Origin of the sequence: Ramlibacter sp. (genome assembly GCF_028291745.1) — a bacterium.
In the GTDB taxonomy this organism is placed as follows: domain Bacteria; phylum Pseudomonadota; class Gammaproteobacteria; order Burkholderiales; family Burkholderiaceae_C; genus Ramlibacter.
On sequence record NZ_JAQGNQ010000123.1, the window covers coordinates 20422 to 36748 of the forward strand.

The following is a 16327-nucleotide window of genomic DNA, read 5'->3' on the forward strand; positions in this document are numbered from 1 at the left end:
TCGAATGAATGTGGAACCAGCCCGTTTCCCGCTGCCGCGTGCTGGTCCATGATCCCGCGGTGCCGGGTCCCCCGGCCGCTATCAATGAATTACAGGAGACAAGTTTGATGATCACCCGTCGCGGCGCCCTGGGCGCCACTGCCGCCGCCCTCGCCTCCACCGTCCTGCCCGCGCGGGCCGCCGGCTACCCCGACCGGCCGGTGAAGATCGCAGTGGGCTTTGCCGCCGGCGGCGGCGCCGACATCATCGCCCGCATGGTGGGCACGCAGATGGGAGCGCAGACCGGCGAGACCTTCATCGTCGACGACCGGCCGGGCGCCACCGGCACCATCGCCGCGACCTTCGTCGCGCACTCGCAGGCCGATGGCTACACCATCTTCCTGGGCTCGCAGTCCACCATGCTGGTGGCTCCGGCGATCTACCCGAAGCTGCAGTTCGACCCGGTCAAGGACTTCACGCCGATCTCCATGCTGGTGTCGATGCCGATGATCCTGGCCGTGCATCCCAGCGTGCCCGCGCACAACATGCAGGAGCTGATCGCGCTGGCGAAGAAGAGCAAGCTGTCTTACGCCTCGGCCGGTGCCGGCGGCCCGCAGCACGTGGCCGGCGAACTGTTCAAGGCCGGACTGGGTCTGGACATCACGCACGTCCCGTACAAGGGCGAGGCGCCCGCGCTGACCGACGCGGTCGGTGGCCAGGTGCCCATGCTGTTCTCCAACGTGCCGGCGATCACCCCCTACGTCCAGTCGGGCAAGCTGCGCGCCATCGCGGTCACCAGCCTGAAGCGCCATCCCGCCTTCCCGGACGTGCCCACCATTGCCGAATCCGCCAGGCTGCCCGACTTCGAGGTGCTGACGTGGTACGGCCTCTTCGCCCCCGCCGGCACGCCGACGGAAGTGGTGAAGAAGCTCGAATCCGAGGCCATCAGCGCGCTGAAGAACAAGGACCTCGCCTCCAAGGTGAGCGGGCAGGGCTTCACCATCGTGGGCAGCACCAGCGCCCAGTTCACCGACCTGATGAAGGCGCAGGTGCCGCGGATGGCCAAGTTGATCAAGGCGGCCAACGTGCACGCCGACTGAGGACACGCATGCTCGAACTCTCCGCAAAGAAGGTCACCGGTCCGATCATCCGCCTGCACCCCAACGACAACGTCGTGGTGGCGCGGACCGAGGTCGGCATTGGCACCGTCGTGCCCAGCGAGGGCTTTACCAGCCGCAGCCAGGTGCCGGCGGGCCACAAGCTCGCCGCGCGCGCCATCCAGGCGGGTGAAGCGATCCTGAAGTACAACGTGTGCATCGGCTTCGCGGCGCAGGACATCGCGCCGGGCAGCTACGTGCACTCGCACAACGTGACCTTCCGGGAGTTCGACCGCGACTATGCCTGGGGCCAGGACTATGTAGCGACGCCGGTGCTGCCGGAGTCCGAGCAGGCTACCTTCATGGGCTATGTGCGCCCGGACGGCCAGGTGGGCACGCGCAACTACATCGGCATCCTGTCGACGGTGAACTGCTCGGCGACCGTGGTGCACAAGGTGGCCGAGTGGTTCACCGAGGAGCGCCTCGCGGCCTTTCCCAACATCGATGGCGTGGTGGGCCTCTCGCACGGCCTCGGCTGCGGCATGGAGATGAGCGGCGAGCCCATGGACCTGCTGCGGCGGACCATGGGGGGCTATGCGAAGCACCCCAACTTCGCCGGCGTGCTGATCATCGGCCTGGGTTGCGAGCGCAACCAGTTGTCCGGCATCCTGGCGCAGGAGAAGCTGCAAGCCAATCCGCGGCTGCAGACCTTCGTGATGCAGGAAACGGGCGGCACCCGCAAGACGGTGGAAGCGGCGGTCGAAGCGGTGAAGAAGATGCTGCCGGGCGCCAACGACGTGGTCCGCGTGCCGGTCTCGGCAAGTCACCTGAAGATCGGCCTGCAATGCGGCGGCTCGGACGGCTTCTCCTCGATCACCGCCAATCCGGCGCTGGGCGCGGCCATGGACATCCTCGTGCGCCATGGCGGCACGGCCATCCTGTCGGAGACGCCCGAGATCTACGGCGTGGAGCACACGCTCACGCGGCGCGCGGTGAGCCGCCCGGTCGGCGAGAAGCTGATCGAGCGCATCCGCTGGTGGAAGGAGGTGTACTCGCCCGGCCGCGACGTGCAGATCAACGGCGCGGTCAGCCCGGGCAACAACGTGGGCGGCCTGGCCAACATCTTCGAGAAGTCGCTGGGCTCCTCGATGAAGGGCGGCACCACCGGCCTGATGGAGGTATATCGCTACGCCGAGCCCGTGAGGCAGCATGGCTTCGTGTTCATGGACACCCCCGGCTTCGACCCGTGCTCCGCCACCGGCCAGATCGCGGGGGGCGCCAACATGATCATGTTCACCACCGGCCGCGGCTCGATGTTCGGCGCCAAGCCGGTGCCCTCGATCAAGCTGGCCACCAACACGCCCATGTACAGCCGCCTCACGGAAGACATGGACTACAACTGCGGCGAGATCCTGGACGGCACGAAGACGATGCCCGAGACCGCGGAGGAGATCTTCCGCCTGATGCTCAGCACCGCCTCGGGCGAGCGCAGCAAGAGCGAACTGCTCGACCTGGGCAACCACGAGTTCGTGCCCTGGAACATCGGCGTGGTGAGCTGAGGCGACTGCCAGTTTTCCTGGGCGGTGGCGCCACACGCGCGGGCCGCTCGTCGCTGGCGGCGCCCGCCGGTCGGGCGCCGATCGGAAACATCAAGCATCTTTAGTTACGATTGTTCACATCTTAGGAGGTGACGTCGTATGAGGAAGAATCTGATCCTGCTGCCGCTGGTGCTGCTCGCGGCGGGTGCCGTGCAGGCCGGCACGTACTCGGTACTGCAGGAGTCGCAGTGCAATCTCATCACGCCCGCCGATCTGACGCGCGTGATCCGCAAGGCAGGCGCCGACACCGGCCTCGACCTGCCCAAGGGCATGGCCATCCATGCCGAAGTGCAATGCGCGCCCGATGCGGCCGGCAAGCGCTTCGTGTACACCATCCGCGCGGCCATCGAGAAGCAGGTGAACGACGGTGAAGCGCAGCGCTGGACGACCCTGGCGCAGCAAACCGGCTATGGCACCACTGCCGGGACGGCCACGCTGCTGCGTCAAGTGCACTTCACCATCCGCGACGTGATCCGCCAGGAGCCCTGAGCCTGCGGGGTGGGTTGCCGACGGCATCCCACCACCCTATGGGCAAACGAAAAGGGCGGCGCCGACGGCGCCGCCCTTTTGCATTGGGGTCGATTACTTCTTGTAGACGCCGCCGCAGACCACGGTGTCGTCCAGGCGCTCGCAGTACGCGGTCTTGGCCTCGATCTTCTTGGTCATCGGGTTGGGGAACTTGTAGTCGGTGTAGAAGCTGGTCTTGGCCTTGCCCAGCTCCACGCGTTCCTTGATGTATTCCTTGCCGTCGATGTCCTTCATCTCGATGAAGTTCTTGCCGACCATCTTCTCGTTGGTGCCGTGGGCGACGCAGGTGCCATCGAGCTTGTGCACCGCGAGGTACAGGTCGCGGTCGTGGAAGTCCTTGTTGTCGCGGTTGATGATTTCGGCGTAGCCCTTGTCCTTGCCGTGGGCCTTGATGTACGCGACGCCCTTCTTGACCATGGCTTCCGCTTCCTTGGCGGTGGCGGGGGTGTCGGCGGCGGCGGCGGCCCAGGTGGCGCCGGCGAAGGCAGCGACGCACAGGGCGACGGCCAGCTTGCTTGCTTGCATGCGGTTCATGATTCCCAATTCCGATTCGTTTTGACGGCAGGGCGGCAGCAGTGCCGCCCGATCCGGCATTTATTGTCGAGCAGGAGCGCAGCCGGCGCCGACAGCGAATCGATGAGCGTGGGACTTATCTCGCGCGGATGGCGATTGCGCGCCGCGCGCCCAGCGTGCGTGTCGTGCAATCGCCGCAGTGCCGCGCGCTTTGCGGCCGCAGGCGAGTGCCCGCGGCCGAATGCCGTCAGGCCAGCGCGCCGGCGTTGGGCATGGTGAAGCCGACCTGGTCGAGCGAAGCTTGCAGCGTCTTCTGCTGCGCGGCGTCGAGCTCCACCAGCGGCGGGCGCACGTGCAGCCAGTCCTGCCGGCCCGTCTTCCAGGCGATCGCCGCCTTCATCGCGGCGATCAGAGGAAACTGCGCGAAGGCGGCGCGCGTCGTGTCCAGCTTCTTCTGCTGCTCGTCGGCGTCGGCCTGCTTCCAGGTCTTGTACAACTGCACGATGGCGGTGGGATTGACGTTGGCCGTCGCCGTGATGCAGCCGGGGCCGCCCGCGCGCAGGTCCGCCAGCAGGAAGCTTTCGCTGCCCGCGTACACGCCAAAGCCCTGCGGCCCGAACTCCTCGATGAATGACTTCGTGTAGTGCCAGTCGCCGCCACTGTCCTTCATGCCCGCGACGATGCCCGGGTAGGACTTCAGCAGGCGCGCCACCAGGCCGCGCGTGATGGGCGTGTTCGACACGGGCGGGATGTGATACAGGTAGACGCGCAGGCGCTCGTCCGCCACTGCATCGATCACGCTGGCGAAGGCGCGGTACAGGCCTTCCTCGCTCACGCCCTTGTAGTAGAAGGGCGGCAGCATCAGGCAGCCGCCGACGCCGGCCTGCACCGCGCGCCGGGTCAGCTCGATGGAATCGGAGATCGCGCAGCAGCCGGTGCCGGGCATGAGGCGCGCCGGATCCACGCCGGCTTCGAGCAGCGCATCCAGCAGCTTGCGCTTCTCCGCCACCGACATCGAGTTCGCCTCGGAGTTGGTCCCGAAGATCGCCAGCCCCACCTCCTGGTCCAGCAGCCAGCGGCAATGGCGGATGAAGCGGTCCGCATCGGGCGTGTAGTCGGCGTTGAACGGCGTGAGGACGGGCGAGAAGACGCCCTGCAGGCGGGTGGTGGCAGCAGTCATGGTGGGCGATTGTGGAGTGCGGGAATGCAAAGTATTTTGCGTCAGAAGATAGGGCAAGCGTGTTTCCACTGGACGCCGGCCTGCGCACACTGCGTCCTGGAGCAATCCATTCGAATATCCAGGAGACAAGACTTGCCCCAGAAACTTCGCCGCGGCCTGTGTGCCGCCGTCATTGCCGCTGCCTTGCTGCCCGCCGCCGCCCTCGCGGCGTGGCCCGACCGCCCGCTCAAGCTGGTCGTGCCGTATCCCCCGGGTGGCGCCACCGACGTGATCGGCCGCATCGTCGCGCAGCGCCTCGGAACGGCCCTCGGCCAGAGCGTGGTGATCGACAACCGCGGCGGCGCCGGCGGCAACATCGGCGCCGACGCGGTGGCCAAGTCCAGGCCCGATGGCTACACGCTGCTGATGGCGGCCATGACCTCGCATTCGACGATGGCGCGGCTGGAACGCGGCCACCTCGCGTACGACTTGCAGAAGGACCTGACGGCCGTCCAGGTGGTGGGCTACGTGCCCCTCGTGTTCATCGTGCATCCTTCCGTGCCTGCCACCACGTTCCAGCAACTGGTGAGCTATGCGAAAGCGAATCCGAAGAAGCTGACCTATGCCTCCTCCGGCGCCGGCGCGCCGCAGCGCATGGCGGTCGAGATGTTCCGCATGCAAAGCGGCGCCGACATGATCCACGTGCCGTACAAGGGCAGCGGCCCGGCGATGATCGACCTGGTGGGCGGCCAGGTGCTGATGGCGGCCGAAACCGTCCCGGCGGCGCTGCAGCAGATCAAGGCCGGCAAGCTGCGCGCGCTGGCCGTCACCACGCCGCAGCGCATCTCCATGCTGCCCGACGTGCCGACCGTCAACGAATCCGGCTGGAAGGACTTCGACGTGGTCTCCACCTTCGGCGTCATGGTCCCCGCCGGCACGCCGGCCGGCGTGATCGCGAAGCTGAACGCCGAAATCGGCAAGATCATGCAGGACCCGGCGGCCAAGGAGCAGTTCCTGCAGCAGGGCGTCTATGCCCTGCCGCCGCAGACCCCCGCCGAAGCCAGCACCCGCCTCAAGGCCGAAGTGGCCAAGTGGGCGAAGGTGATCGAAGAGACCGGCGTCAAGGCGGACGAGTAAGCGTCGCATGACCCATGATGAAATGATGAAATGACAAAGCAAGACGACTCCACCGGCATGCGCAAGGGCCTCGTCAACTACGGTGACGCGGGCTTCTCGCTGTTCCTGCGCAAGGCCTTCATCAAGGGCGCAGGGCTCACCGACAACGCGCTCGAACGCCCCGTGATCGGCATTGCCGACACCGGCAGCGGCTACAACCCGTGCCACGGCAACATGCCGCAGCTGATCGAGGCGGTGCAGCGCGGGATCATGCTGGCCGGCGGCCTGCCGGTAAGGTTCCCGACGATCTCGATCGGCGAGAGCTTCGCCACGCCGACCAGCATGTACCTGCGCAACCTCATGTCCATGGACACCGAGGAAATGTTGCGCGCGCAACCGATGGACGCCGTCGTCCTGATCGGCGGCTGCGACAAGACCGTGCCCGCGCAGCTGATGGGAGCCGCTTCCGCCGGCCTGCCCGCCATCCAGCTGATCACCGGCTCCATGCTGACCGGCTCGCACCGCGGCGAGACGGTCGGCGCCTGCACCGACTGCCGCCGCTACTGGGGCAAGTTCCGCGCGGAGGAGATCGACCAGCAGGAGATCGACGACGTCAACAACCAGCTGGTGGCCAGCGTGGGCACCTGCTCGGTGATGGGCACGGCCAGCACCATGGCGTGCATCGCGGAGGCGCTGGGCATGACGGTGCCCGGTTGCGCCTCGCCGCCGGCGGTGACGTCGGCGCGCATGCGGGTGGCGGAACACACCGGCACGGTCGCCGTGCAGATGGCCAAGAGCGGCCTGACCATCGACAAGATCCTGACCGAGAAGGCGTTCGAAAACGCCATGCGCGTGCTGCTTGCCATCGGCGGCTCGACCAACGCGATCGTGCACCTGACGGCGATCGCCGGCCGCCTCGGCTTCGAGGTCGATCTGAAGGCGCTGGACCGCATGGGTCGCGAGACGCCGGTGCTGGTGGACCTCAAGCCCTCCGGTGCGCACTACATGGAGCACTTCCACGCCGCCGGCGGCATGACCACGCTGCTGCGCGAGCTCAAGCCGCTGCTGCACCTGGACGCCCTGACGGTCACCGGCCGCACCCTGGGCGAGGAGCTGGAAAGTGCCAGCCCGCCCTTCCAGCAGGACGTGATCCGCACGCGCGAAAATCCGATCTACCCGCAGGGCGGCATCGCGGTGCTGCAGGGCAACCTGGCGCCCGGCGGCGCCATCATCAAGCAGTCCGCGGCCGATCCGAAGCTGATGGAGCACGAGGGTCGGGCGGTGGTGTTCGAAGGCCTGCAGGACCTGGCCGAGCGCATCGACAGCGACGCCCTGGACGTCAAGGCCGACGACATCCTGGTGCTGAAGAACATCGGCCCCAAGGGTGCGCCCGGCATGCCGGAGGCCGGCTACATCCCGCTGCCGCGCAAGCTGGCGCGCCAGGGTGTGAAGGACATGGTGCGGATCTCGGACGGCCGCATGAGCGGCACCGCCTTCGGGACCATCGTGCTGCACGTGACGCCCGAGTCGGCGGTCGGCGGGCCGTTCGCCCACGTGCGCAATGGCGACCGCATCCGCCTCTCGGTGAAGCAACGCGAGATCAGCCTGCTGGTCTCCGACGAAGAACTCGCCCGCCGTGCCAGGGAGCAGCCCGTGCAGGTGCCCACCGCCGACCGGGGCTACCGCAAGCTGTTCCTCACGACGGTGACGCAGGCGGACAAGGGAGTGGACTTCGACTTCCTGGCGGCACCGGAAATCAAGGGGACAGTGCCCAGGGCGTGAGCCGATGGCGCTGCTATTCGCAGCGTGGATTGTGCGCAGCGCAATCCACCCTGCGGCTCACCGCCGCGCCGGCCACATCCGGCCGAACACCTCGTCGCGGTCGATCAGCAGGTGCTTGAGTCCGCCCAGGACATGCAGCACCAGCAGCGCCACGGTCACCCACACCAGGGTCGAGTGGATATCGAACAGCTGCTGCGCTGTCGCCTTCGCCGGCGTGACCCATCGCGGCAACGCGATCCCGAAGAACTGCAGGCCGGCCTTGCTGTAGCTGGCGCCGAGGATGCCGGTCAAGGGCAGCAGCACCATCACAACGTACAACAGCCACTGCACGAGCTCGGACAGCCGCACCTGCCAGCGCGGAATGGCTGAGGGCAGGGGCTGTGGCCGGTGGAAGATGCGCCAGAGGATGCGCAGCACCACCAGCGTGAAGACGATCAGGCCGATCGATTTGTGCAAATCGAAATAGCGCTCGCCACCCGGCTCCTCCTCCACGGTCATCATGAACCAGCCGAGTCCGGCCATGAATGTGATCAGGGCGGCGAGGACCCAATGGAGGAAGACGGCCGGGGTGGAATAGCGCCAGGGGGTGGAAGTGGAAGTCATGGTCAGCAGGAGAAGGATTCGAATCTAGCGGCGACCCTCGGCCGCGTGTTTGCGCAGGTCCATGCAGGGTGCGCGAAAGGCCGCGAAGGCGCCCAGGGCGGCAAACACGGCCAGCACGCCGAACACGATGTGGAAGGCGTGCTCCACCCGGGCCGGGTCCAGGCCCTGCAACTGCAGCGCGTCGGCGCCGCCCTGGGGCGGCTGCAGCAGCACGAAGGCGAGCCCGCCGAAGGCCGCGGTGCCGATGGTCGCACCGCTGGAGCGCGTCAATGCGAGCAGGGCGGCCGCCGCGCCCAGGCGCTGGCGTCCGGCCAGGATCTGCGTGGCCAGCTGCGAGCTGGGCATGACCGTGCCGAAGCCGACACCGCACACCGCGGCGACCGCCGTGATCAACCACGGAAACGGCGGCAGCACGGCCATGGCAAGGATCCCGAGCGCTGCCGCCCCGAGGCCGAACGGCGGCAGCCGCCCGCTGGTGCCGGTGCGCGCGCTGAAGCGGCCGTTGAGGGTGGAGCCCACCACGATGCCGGCGGTGAGCGGCAGCAACTGCAGGCCGGCGTCCATCGCGCTGGCGTGGCGCGCCACCTGCAGGTAGATCGGCAGCAGGAAGAGCAGCGCGAACATCGTGCCCGCGAAACCGATCACCGAGGCGCACACCCAGTAGACGCCGGGCAAGCGCAGGATGTCCAGCGGCAGGAAGGCATTGGGATGGCTGCTCTGCTGCCGGGCCAGCACGATGCCGCTGCCGACCGCCACAGCCACCAGCAAGGCGCTGGGCAGCGAGAGCGGCTGGAAGCTGTGGCCCACCTGGCCGAACCACAGCAGCGTACTGGTTGCACAGACCACGAACAGGACGAAGCCCAGCGGATCGTAAGGCGCGTGCCGCGCCGCGGACGGTAGCGCTTTCGGCAACAGGCTCATGCGCCAGAAGGCAAGCAGCGCCAGTGGCAGGTTGGCCAGGAACAGCCAGCGCCAGTCGCCGTGGTGCACGACGAAGCCGCCCACCAGCGGACCGCCGACGCTGGAGGTGGTGAAGATCACCGCGAAGTAGCCCTGGTAGCGCGGCCGGTCCCAGGGCGGGACCAGCTCGCCGATGAGGGCTTGCGACAGCACCATCAGGCCGCCGCCTCCCAGGCCCTGCAGCACGCGCGCGGCGATCAGCAGCAGCATCGTGGGGGCGATGGCACACGCAAGCGAGCCGAGCGCGAACACGGTCAGCGCCGCCAGCATGATGTTGCGGCGGCCGAAGCGGTCCCCGAGCCGACCGTACAGGGGCGCGGTGACGGTCGCGGCCAGCAGGTAGCCGGCGGCGATCCACGAGGTCTGCGAGAGCCCGCCGAGTTCGGTCGCGATCCGCGGCGTCGCGGTCACGAGCAGCGTCTGGTCGACCGCGCCCATGAACATCGGCAGCATGACCGCACTGAACAGGGCGAAGAACGACGAGCGCGCGATGCCGGTGTTTCCCGGTGGCGCGGCGCTCTCGCTGCCGGACTCGGCGTCCTCGCCACCGGTGGTGGAGGAAGGCAGGCTGCCTTCGGAAAGCAGGCTGGTAGGGTCCTCGCGTGCCGGCGCGGCGGTGCCGGCGGCTTGTTCTTCGTTATGACGCACGACCGCATCGTAAGCGAGCCGGCTCCCGGGTGCAGCGCCGGGTCGGATCGCTCCTACAGCCGCCGCCCAGGCCGCCGCTGCGTTATGGTCCGGACTGCTGCTGGAGGCCGCCATGAACGCCGAGATGCATACCCGCCCCATTCCCTGTACCGGCGAGCCCTTGCCCGTGATCGGCTGCGGCACGTACATGGGCTTCGACCACGCGCCTGGCAGCGGCGAATTCACGCAGTTGCCTGACGTGCTCGCCGCCCTGTTCGCCGGCGGCGGCAGCGTGGTCGACAGCTCGCCCATGTATGGCAAGGCGGAAGCGGCAGTCGGGCAGTTGCTTGACGAGGCGGGCACGCGCCCGCAGGCCTTCGTCGCGACCAAGGTCTGGACCACCGGTCGCGCCGCCGGCATCCGGCAGATGGAAAACTCCTTGCGCCTGCTGCGCACCGAGCGGGTCGACCTGCTCCAGGTGCACAACCTGGTCGATTGCGAGAACCAGCTGGCGACGCTGCGCGCGTGGCAGCAGCAGGGTCGCGTGCGCTACATCGGCATCACGCACTACACGGCCTCCGCGTATGCCGAGGTGGAGGCGGTGCTGCGACGCGAGCGCCTGGACTTTTTGCAGATCAACTACTCGGCGCAGGAGCGCGAGGCCGAGCGCCGCCTGTTGCCGCTGGCCGCCGAACGCGGCGTCGCCGTGCTGGTGAACCGGCCCCTGGGTGGTGGTGGCCTCTTGCGACGCCTGCGCGCCCGGGCACTGCCCGCGTGGGCCGACGAGATCGGCTGCACGACCTGGTCGCAACTGCTGCTGAAATTTGCGCTCAGCCATCCGGCCGTGACCTGTGCGATCCCGGGAAGCGGCAGTCCGGTGCACATGGCGCAGAACGCGTTGGCCGGGCGCGGCGCGCCACCGGAGCCTGCGTTCTGGACCGACAAGCTCGCTGCCTTGGCGGCCTGAGAATTGCGGCTGCGCTCAGCGTTTTCGAAAGAACGCGTCGCGGATGCCCTGCACGAACCGGTAGCCGGGGGTCTCACGCCAGCACCGCGCCAGGCCGGCGGCCACGGCCTGCAGCAGCGTGCGCCAGCGCGGATTGGGGGCGACGCCGCTGCTGCGCTCGCGCCGGCGCGTTCCCACCCACGTGAACACCGCCGCGGTCGCGGCCGCGGCGATCAACAGATCGGAGTCGTCGCTCATAAGCCTCCTTGCAGCCGGACCGGTCGAGCCCTCTCACGCTTCCTGCGCCGACCGGTCCATCTGTGCCGCCCGCATCGGCCGCAGCACGAACCACGCCATCAATGCGGCGATGGCATTCAGCGCCGCGGCGACCAGGAACACCGCTTGCCAGCTGTGGGTCGCGGCGGCCAGCACGCTCGACAAGGGAACCAGCAACGAGGCGGTGCCCTTGGCCGTGTACAGCAGTCCCGCGTTGGCGGCGGCGTTCTTCGAACCGAAGGTATCGGCGCAGGTGGAAGGGAACAGGCTGTAGATCTCGCCCCAGGCAAAGAAGACAAGGCCCGTCAGCACCACGAAGGCCACCGGGCTCTGGCCGAACGTGTACAGCGCCATGATGCCGAGCGCTTCGAGCCCGAACGCGATCAGCATCGTCAGCTCGCGGCCGATCTGGTCCGACACCCAGCCGAAGAAGGGACGCGTGACGCCGTTGAGGACGCGGTCGATCGCCAGCGCGAAGGTCAGCGCGGGCAGCACCAGGCCCATGATGCTCACCGGCACGTCGGCAATCTTGAAGTCCTTGGCGATCGGCGCCAGCTGCGCCACGGCCATGAGCCCGCCCGCGCCCACCATCACGAACATCACGTACATGACCCAGAACACCGGCTTGCGAATGACTTCGCTGGGCCCGTATTCGCGGCGCGTCTGCTGCACCTTGCTGGTCTTGGCGATTTTGCGGGACTCGGGAGCGACGGTCAGCAGCCAGGAGAGCGCGAACACGATCAGCCCCTGGCCGATGCCGAAGTAGAAGAAAGCCGCCTCGTAGCCACTGGACTTGATGAAGGCCGAGATCGGCACGATGGTCAGCGCCGAGCCAGCGCCAAAGCCGGCCGCCGTCAGGCCCGCGGCCAGTCCGCGCCGGTCCGGGAACCACTTGAGCGAGTTGCCCACGCAGGTGCCGTACACCGCGCCCGCGCCGATGCCGCCGACCGCCGCGCCGACGTACAGCAGGGTCAATGTGTCGGCATAGGAATTGATGACCCAGCCGATGCCGCAGAGGATCCCGCCGACCATCACGACGATGCGCGGGCCGAAGCGGTCGACCAGATACCCTTCGATCGGCACCAGCCAGGTTTCGGTCAGCACGAAGATTGTGAAGGCCACCTGGATGGCCGCGCGGCTCCAGCCGTGCCGGTCGCCGATCGGGTTGACGAACAGCGTCCAGCCGTACTGCAGGTTGGCGATCATCGCCATGCAGACGATGCCGATCGCCAGCTGCCCCCAACGGTAGCCGGAGCCGCGCGCGACCTGCGTCGTCGCGGCGTCCGCGGCAACCGGGTAGGCGGCGCTTGTGTTGCCCAGGATGGCCATGGTGTCTCCTTGCTTCGAATGCGTGGTTCTCTGCGACTGCGGCCGGCGAATCGCCTGACCGCAAGCTGACCCAGAGATGCTGCATCCTGACCGACTGCTGACCAAATGGGGTTTTCCCGGGCCGCCCGGCAGCAGGCAAGCCGCGGCGCAGGCGAGCCGTCGACCAGGGCCTGTGAACAGGCCCTAGCCCGCGGTGACCGGAATGCCGCGCAGCTGTCCGGCTTGCGGCGAGCGCTCGGGACGCGGATAGGCCGAAGCATCGAAGCGATGCAGCAGCTCCGCCTCACGGGCGCGGGCGAGCGCGACGTTGGCCGCCTTCACGTGGCCGAAGCCGCGCATCTGCTGCGGCACGGAGGCGATCTCGCACGCGACCGCGAGCCGCTCCGCCGTCAAGTCCGGCAGCAGGGACGCGATGCGGGCACGGTAGCTCGCGACCAGCTCGCGCTCCATGCGCCGCTCGGCGCTGCGGCCGAACAAGTCAAGTGCCGTGCCGCGCAACCTGCGCCCCTGCGCGAGCAGTTTCATGGCCGGCAACATCCATCCGCCGAGCCGCAGCTTGCGTGGCGCCTCGCCGTGCTTCGCATGGCTGATCGCCGGCGGCGCCATGTAGAACTCCAGATGCACGTCGCCTTCGAACTGCTGCTGCAAGGCGCGCTGGAAGGCGCCGTCGGTGTACAGGCGAGCGACTTCGTATTCGTCCTTGTACGCCATCAGCTTCAAGAGGCTCAGTGCCACCGCGCGCGTGAAGGGCAAGGAAGCATCCGCCGCCAGCGACTCTTCGCGCGAACGTACCTGCGCAAGGAAATCCGCATAGCGCCGCGCATACGCAGCGTCCTGGTAGCCGGTGAGATGCGCGACCCCGCGAGCGAGGATGGCGGCGAGCGTCTCGTCGGGCACCGTCGCAGGCAGCGCCTCGCCGCGCAGCAGCACCTCGATCGCCTTCGGCTCTCCGGCTGCCAGGCGTCCCAGCGAGAACGCGCGCTGGTTGTTCTCGACCGCCACGCCATTGAGCTCGATCGCACGCAGCAGCGCCTCGAGGCTCACCGGCACCAGGCCGCGCTGCCACGCCGAGCCGAGCGCGACGATGTTGGAATAGATGGAGTCGCCGAGAAACGCTTCCGCCAGCGCCTGCGCATCGAGCGTCTCCACGCGCTCGGCCCCGGCGGCGAAGCGCAGCTTCTCCAACAGCTGCGGCACGCGCAAGCTCGCATCGGGATTGCGCAGGCTTTCGGCCACGGGCACTTCATGCGTGTTGGCCAGGATGCGCGTGCGGCCATGGCGCACGGTGGCCAGCGCGTCGGGCGAAGCGCCCACCACCAGGTCGCAGGCGAGCAGCGCGTCGGCCTGCTGCGTGTCGATGCGCACCTGGTTCAGGCGTGCCGCGAGGTCGGCGAAGCGCACGAAGGACAGCACCGAGCCGCCCTTCTGCGCGAAGCCCATGAAGTCCAGCACGCTGGCGCTCTTGCCTTCCAGGTGGGCGGCCATGGCCACCAGCGCACCGACAGTGACCACCCCCGTGCCGCCGACGCCCGTGACCAGCAGGTCATAGGGCGCGCTCCACACGTGCGGCGCGGGCCGTGGCAATGCGTCGACGCGTTGCACGAAATCGGCGGTGCCACTGCCGAAGGCGCCCGCCCGCTTGCGCGCTTGGCCCCCCAGCACGCCGACGAAGCTGGGGCAGAAGCCCTTCGCGCAGGAGTAGTCCTTGTTGCAGCTGCTCTGGTCGATCTTGCGCTTGCGCCCCAGCGGCGTTTCCAGCGGCTGCACCGCGACGCAGTTGCTCTGCACCGAACAGTCGCCGCAGCCTTCGCACACGCGGTCGTTGATGAACAGGCGCCGCGCCGGATCGACCAGTTCGCCCTTCTTGCGGCGGCGGCGCTTCTCGGCGGCGCAGGTCTGCTCGTAGATCAACACGGTGACGCCGGGCATCTCGCGCAGCCGCCGCTGCACGGCATCGAGCTCGGCGCGGTCGTGGAACTCGGTGCCGGCCGGAAAGCGGTCCTTGATCGCCCCGTATCTGGCGATGGCGTCCGAGAGCACCACGACCTGCTTCACGCCTTCCGCTTCGACCTGGCGCGCGATGCCGTCGACGCTGATGATGCCGTCCACCGGCTGGCCGCCGGTCATGGCTACCGCGTCGTTGAAAAGGATCTTGTACGTGAGCGTCGCCCGGGCCGCCACGGCCTGCCGGATCGCGAGGTAACCGGAGTGGTAGTAGGTGCCGTCGCCCAGGTTCTGGAACACGTGCGGCACCTTGGTGAACATCGCGTGCGACACCCAGTCGACGCCTTCGCCGCCCATCTGGATCAGCCCTTCGGTGTCCCGGTCCATCCAGCTGGCCATGAAGTGGCAGCCGATGCCGGCCTGCGCATGCGAGCCCTCGGGCACCTTGGTCGAGGTGTTGTGCGGACAGCCGGCGCAGAAATAAGGCAGGCGCTTGACCGCGTCGCTCTCGTTGGACAGCAGCTCGGGCAAGGTGAAGTCACGCACCAGATGGCGCCGATCGAGATCGGCGAAGTGGCCCACCAGCCAGCGCGCGACGATCTCGATCAGGCGCGAAGGCCGCAGCTCGCCGAGCGCCGAAACCAGCGGCCGGCCCTGCGCATCGGCCTTGCCGACGATCGCCGGCCGCTCGGGCGCGTTGTAGAACAGCGAGCGCAGCTGCTCCTCGACGACCGGCCCCTTCTCCTCGATGACCAGCACCTCGTGCAAGCCGCGCATGAATTCCTGCAGGCGTGTCGGCTCGACGGGATAGGTCAATCCGAGCTTGTAGATGCGCACCCCGTGCGCGGCCAGCGTGTCCAGCGAGATGTCCAGGCGGCGCAGCACCTCCATGAGGTCGTAGTGCGCCTTGCCGGCGGTGACGATGCCCACGGTGGCACGCTCGCCTTGCACCACGTGGCGATCGATGCTGTTGACGCGCGCGAAGGCCCGCACCGCATCGAGCTTGGCGTGCAGGCGCTGCTCGATCGTGAGCGAGGGGAGGTCGGGCCAGCGATAGTGCAAGCCGCCCGGGGGCGGCACGTAACCCGTAATGCGGCGCACGGTGTCCGCGTCCTGCCAGGTCGCGACGCGCGCGTTCACCAGGTCCAGGTCCACCGTCGATGCGCTTTCCACTACTTCGGACAGCGCCGTGAAACCCACCCAGTTGCCCGAGAAGCGCGAGAGCTGCCAGCCATAAAGGCCGAACTCCAGGTACTCCGCGACGTTGGCGGGCGAAACGATGGGCGCGTGCATGGCCTGGAAAGCCTGGTCGCTCTGGTGCGGCATCGAGGACGAGACGCAGCCATGATCGTCGCCCGCCACCATCAGCACGCCCCCGTGCGGCGAGGCGCCATAGGCGTTGCCGTGCTTGAGCGCGTCGCCGGCGCGATCGACGCCCGGGCCCTTGCCGTACCAGAGCGCGAACACGCCGGCGCAGGTGCGCTCGGGGTCCGCCTCGACGCGCTGCGTGCCCAGCACCGCGGTGGCGCCCAGTTCCTCGTTGATCGCCGGCAGGAAGCGCAGGCCGGCCTCCTCGAATTTCTCGCCGGCCTTCCACACAGCCTGATCGACCATGCCCAGCGGCGAGCCGCGATAGCCGCTGATGAAGCCGCGCGTGTCCAGGCCCGCGGCGGCGTCGCGCTGGCGCTGCATCAGCATCAGGCGGACCAGCGCCTGCGCCCCGGTGAGAAAAACCGAGCCGCCGCCCGCCCACAAGCTGTCGCTCAGGCGGTACCCGGGCCGCGCGATGGAGGAGGGGGTGAAGGTCTCGGACATGGACTGCTGCGTTCTAGGGCGGTGGAAGCACAGCTTAGGAGCGGCAAGCGAAAAA

13 protein-coding genes are annotated in these 16327 nt (G+C 68.3%); 6 read left to right on the forward strand and 7 right to left on the reverse strand.

The features are described 5' to 3' along the window. Positions 1-107: 107 nt before the first annotated feature. The 3 genes from JWP60_RS22545 (at position 108) to JWP60_RS22555 (ending at position 3163) form a co-directional block, all read left to right on the forward strand. Positions 108-1079: a tripartite tricarboxylate transporter substrate binding protein gene (locus tag JWP60_RS22545; protein WP_299796371.1), complete on the forward strand. Its 972-nt coding sequence runs from the start codon at positions 108-110 to the stop codon at positions 1077-1079. An 8-nt stretch (positions 1080-1087) separates the two neighbouring features. Beyond that, positions 1088-2635: an altronate dehydratase family protein gene (locus JWP60_RS22550; protein ID WP_299796373.1), complete on the forward strand. Its 1548-nt coding sequence runs from the start codon at positions 1088-1090 to the stop codon at positions 2633-2635. Between the two features lie 138 nt (positions 2636-2773). Then, positions 2774-3163, forward strand: coding sequence for a hypothetical protein (locus JWP60_RS22555; protein WP_299796376.1), 390 nt, complete (start codon positions 2774-2776; stop codon positions 3161-3163). 93 nt (positions 3164-3256) lie between these two features. Here JWP60_RS22555 and JWP60_RS22560 read toward each other — a convergent pair whose 3' ends face one another. Together JWP60_RS22560 and JWP60_RS22565 are read right to left on the reverse strand one after the other, a co-directional pair. Continuing rightward, positions 3257-3727, reverse strand: a complete 471-nt coding sequence (locus JWP60_RS22560) for a cache domain-containing protein (protein ID WP_299796380.1) — start codon at positions 3725-3727, stop codon at positions 3257-3259. Between the two features lie 235 nt (positions 3728-3962). After that, positions 3963-4895 carry a dihydrodipicolinate synthase family protein gene (locus tag JWP60_RS22565; RefSeq protein WP_299796383.1) on the reverse strand — a complete coding sequence of 311 codons (933 nt, stop codon included), beginning with the start codon at positions 4893-4895 and terminating at the stop codon, positions 3963-3965. Positions 4896-5027: 132 nt separating this feature from the next. On the opposite strand from JWP60_RS22565, the gene JWP60_RS22570 reads away from it, so the two are divergent. After that, the gene (locus tag JWP60_RS22570) at positions 5028-6011 is read left to right on the forward strand and encodes a tripartite tricarboxylate transporter substrate binding protein (protein WP_299796385.1); all 984 of its coding nucleotides are present in this window, start codon (positions 5028-5030) and stop codon (positions 6009-6011) included. A 30-nt stretch (positions 6012-6041) separates the two neighbouring features. Further along, positions 6042-7772 (forward strand): IlvD/Edd family dehydratase, encoded by a 1731-nt coding sequence (locus JWP60_RS22575; protein WP_299796388.1) that lies wholly within the window; start codon positions 6042-6044, stop codon positions 7770-7772. A 57-nt stretch (positions 7773-7829) separates the two neighbouring features. On the opposite strand, the gene JWP60_RS22580 is transcribed toward JWP60_RS22575, so the two are convergent. Next, complete coding sequence (locus JWP60_RS22580) at positions 7830-8375, reverse strand: cytochrome b (protein ID WP_299796391.1); 546 nt, start codon at positions 8373-8375, stop codon at positions 7830-7832. Positions 8376-8399: 24 nt separating this feature from the next. After that, complete coding sequence (locus JWP60_RS22585; protein ID WP_299796394.1) at positions 8400-9983, reverse strand: MFS transporter; 1584 nt, start codon at positions 9981-9983, stop codon at positions 8400-8402. Between the two features lie 112 nt (positions 9984-10095). Between JWP60_RS22585 and JWP60_RS22590 the strand changes: the two genes are divergently transcribed. Beyond that, entirely contained in the window at positions 10096-10929 is an 834-nt protein-coding gene (locus JWP60_RS22590; RefSeq protein WP_299796397.1) for an aldo/keto reductase, read from the forward strand. 15 nt (positions 10930-10944) lie between these two features. On the opposite strand, the gene JWP60_RS22595 is transcribed toward JWP60_RS22590, so the two are convergent. The 3 genes from JWP60_RS22595 to JWP60_RS22605 all read right to left on the reverse strand — a co-directional run bounded on the left by JWP60_RS22595 (position 10945) and on the right by JWP60_RS22605 (position 16272). Then, positions 10945-11166 carry a hypothetical protein gene (locus JWP60_RS22595; RefSeq protein WP_299796400.1) on the reverse strand — a complete coding sequence of 74 codons (222 nt, stop codon included), beginning with the start codon at positions 11164-11166 and terminating at the stop codon, positions 10945-10947. 33 nt (positions 11167-11199) lie between these two features. Continuing rightward, the gene (gene oxlT, locus JWP60_RS22600) at positions 11200-12513 is read right to left on the reverse strand and encodes an oxalate/formate MFS antiporter (protein WP_299796403.1); all 1314 of its coding nucleotides are present in this window, start codon (positions 12511-12513) and stop codon (positions 11200-11202) included. A 183-nt stretch (positions 12514-12696) separates the two neighbouring features. Next, a complete protein-coding gene (locus tag JWP60_RS22605) occupies positions 12697-16272 on the reverse strand; it encodes an indolepyruvate ferredoxin oxidoreductase family protein (RefSeq protein WP_299796406.1) in 3576 nt (1191 codons plus the stop codon). Between the last annotated feature and the right edge of the window lie 55 nt (positions 16273-16327).